The organism is Flaviramulus basaltis (genome assembly GCF_900114265.1).
In the GTDB taxonomy this organism is placed as follows: Bacteria; Bacteroidota; Bacteroidia; order Flavobacteriales; family Flavobacteriaceae; genus Flaviramulus; species Flaviramulus basaltis.
Genome location: NZ_FPKV01000020.1, coordinates 1 through 3,123, shown reverse-complemented (window position 1 = coordinate 3,123; position 3,123 = coordinate 1). Strand labels below are relative to the sequence as shown.

The following is a 3,123-nucleotide window of genomic DNA, read 5'->3' as shown; positions in this document are numbered from 1 at the left end:
TTTTCCTTCCTTAAGCAAGTTTTGTCTAATTTTTCTAAAGAATTTTATCATTGGTTAGCGGTTTGTGGTAATGAAGCACAACGTTTATGTATAAGGAAAGTTGCGTGTTTGTGTGCGAGGATTTTCCGAAGGAAAATCAGAAGCAAGCAAACGAGCAACTGACTTTGGTTTAGCTAAAACTAGCAATTTTTTTTATACGGTGTTGGCAGTAGGCTTTTATTCTTTGTTCAATTTAATTAATATTAATCGGTTAGGGTTTAATTCTAAAATAAGAAATTTATTTCCGAAATCGCCCAAGGAAATAGTAGTTGACAAAGTCCGATTACTTTGGTCAATTTTCCACATTCCTATTTTCGGTGTTGTTTCTCCATCGTTCTTTTCAGAGTTTTTCGGATATCCAACTTTAAGTCCGCCGTTCCAGTAAAATATTGTTACTAATTCTTTGTATTCGCTGTTGTATTCCAATCTTTTAGTCAATATGATTCTATCATTTGGTTCAATTTTATTGACTTCCCAGACTTCTGAATCGTTGCCATATAAGTATCTCACATTAATATTTTCTGCGTTTTGGTTTTGTCCGCTAACAAGTCCAAAAGTTAAGAAGGTTAAAATTAATATCAGATTTTTATAATTCATCGATTTTCAGCTTACTGCCAACGTGTTGGTATATGAAAAGTAGCAGATTTATGTGTGCCGTTTTTCGGTTAGTTATTAAGATAGCAGAAAAGAACCAAATTTTTGGTTTGGCACTTAACTGCTATTTTTTATATACCGTGTTGTGGTTTGTATTTAATCATCTCGTTTTTTCCAAGTAACAATTTTCCCTTCTTTATTTTGAACTGTAAAATATTTAGGTTTCTTTTTTACAATCTCAAAGCTATCTATTTGATTAAGTATTGGAATTCCAGCCTCATCTGAAACTTCTTTTAAGTAGACTTCAATCATATAATTTTTATTCCTCATTAGATTGATTTTTTGTTCTAAAAAACCAAGATAAACAACATTTAATTCGATAATATTTTTTTCTTTATTAATAACAAGTTTTACCATGCCATTTTCATTTGCACTAGCACCATTATAGCCCATTTTATTAGTATTGTCTTTGAAAAAAACATTTGCATATTTTATTGGCTCTTTTGTTCTTCTATTAAAAACATTAACAATTAAATTAATGCTGTCGCAGTTGTTATCCCAAATACTTAATTTGTAATATCCAAGTTTTTTTGCTGATGTTTTATTGTAATTTAAAATTAGTTTATTACCAATAAATTTATATTCTCCTTCCCCATATTCAAGTGTGCCTGTATCACCTGAGTGGTTGAATTCGAATGTTTTATCTTCCCTAAATATTAAGCAATCAGAAAAATCTTTCATCTCATAATCTGTGCAAAAAGTACCTTTAAGGATATTTTGAGAATATAAATTAGAAAAGTATAAGGTAGCTAAAATTAACAAAGACTTATTAATCGCATTTTTTCCCTTTTGAATTTGAATTACCATCTTGTTCATTTTTTAAAATATTTTTAATTTTATCTCTATCTGTTTGATTAGGTATTAATACTTGAAATGAATAGGTTTCTTGTATAGTCCCATTTTCTTCAAAAAATAAACCTCCAAAAGCCATAGCTTTATAGTAATCCCATCCTAGATTCCCACCAGTTCCATATTTAGTATCCCAATTATATAAAGAGATAGCTATTGCGTCAACATATTGCCCCATGAATTCATGATGAAACCTCTCTACATCATTTATGTCACAACCGCTTTCCTCTGCATACAACTCCATTTTTTGCCTAAAATCAAAACCAGAGTAAAAAGGATCTTTGTACTTTATATTCAAAAATGCATGTACCATTTCATGTATTATTGTTCGAGAAATAGATAATTGGGTTGCATTCTTGAGGTACATATTATTTAATGTAGTAGTAGTTGTAACTGTTGAAGCAGCTGTATTAGAGTTAAGGGTTTCATTTTTTATGGTATAATTATATTTATCTGAATCATTAAACAATTTTAATATAGATTCTGCAAAAGTTAGTTGTACGCCATTTGGTGTAGTCATGAACTTGTTTAATAAATCTTTTTTAATCATTTCAATATTAAGTTCATCAAAAATATTGTTAGCACAAGGATTTGTAAGACCGTTTGTAATCTTAACACTACCTCCACCAGTACCTCCGCCAGTACTATGATAACCACTATTAGGTGCCGTTTCACCGCCGCCTTGAGAACAACCAACAAGCCATAATGGTTCAAAAACACAAGCATTATTAGTATCACAAATATAATATCCGAAATAAGTACAAAAAACAGGTTCTTTGGCAAATAAACTATTGTTTTTAGGATGTGTCAATTTTTCACCGTTTTGATATTTGTTGAAAGCATCCAACTCATTTTTTGAATTTAAAATTACAGTAAAACCGTTAAAATTATCTTGTAAGTTATAATAGTTAAACTTATTACTGTTGTTATCAAATGAATTGTCATCTGTACTTATTATTAATGTGTATAACTCATATTGATTTGTTTGGTCTTTTACAAAAATAAGTCTATAAAATGATGTTATAGAAGTATCTTTGTTATATTTAACTGAATAATCATTATTGAGAATTAAAGGTATTTCAATAATATCTCCATTATTTCCATTTGAAACAATGGCATGTTCCCAGTCTATTGTTTTTGTATAGTTAAGGATTAATAAATTATTTTTAGATTGATTAAACCAATCTTTAGCTAGGGCAGTAAGTTCAGTTTCATAACTATTTGTCTGATTTTTAAGTTCTTCATTAATAACTTGCTGTTCACAATTTGTAAAGAGTAAAACTATTCCAAAGAATAGAGTTCCAATTTTAAAATAATTTTTTAGTTTTTGTTTCATAACGTTTGGTTTAAAGTTAGTAAATAATTTTAATTCTGTGGTTATATAAACCACAACGTTTATGTATATGGAAAGTTGCGTGTTTGTGTGCGAGGATTTTCCGCAGGAAAATCAGAAGCAAGCAAATAAAGCAACTAACATTAGTTAAGCTAAAACTAGCTATTTTTTATATACGGTGTTGCCATTTCGTTGTTTTTTCATGATTCAAATTATCCGACTAAATTCTGCTTTTCACTTTTTAGCAA

3 protein-coding genes are annotated in these 3,123 nt (G+C 29.1%); all 3 read right to left on the bottom strand.

Annotated features, from left to right (window positions below; translation table 11 throughout):
* Positions 1-216 precede the first annotated feature (216 nt).
* On the bottom strand, positions 217-549 hold the full coding sequence (locus BT151_RS18700; protein ID WP_171946668.1) for a hypothetical protein: 333 nt from the start codon (positions 547-549) through the stop codon (positions 217-219).
* A gap of 240 nt (positions 550-789) precedes the next feature.
* The gene (locus BT151_RS18260; protein WP_072403804.1) at positions 790-1,500 is read right to left on the bottom strand and encodes a peptidase associated/transthyretin-like domain-containing protein; all 711 of its coding nucleotides are present in this window, start codon (positions 1,498-1,500) and stop codon (positions 790-792) included.
* Entirely contained in the window at positions 1,463-2,878 is a 1,416-nt protein-coding gene (locus BT151_RS18255) for a hypothetical protein (RefSeq protein WP_072403803.1), read from the bottom strand. The genes BT151_RS18260 and BT151_RS18255 overlap by 38 nt, the downstream gene beginning before the upstream one ends.
* Between the last annotated feature and the right edge of the window lie 245 nt (positions 2,879-3,123).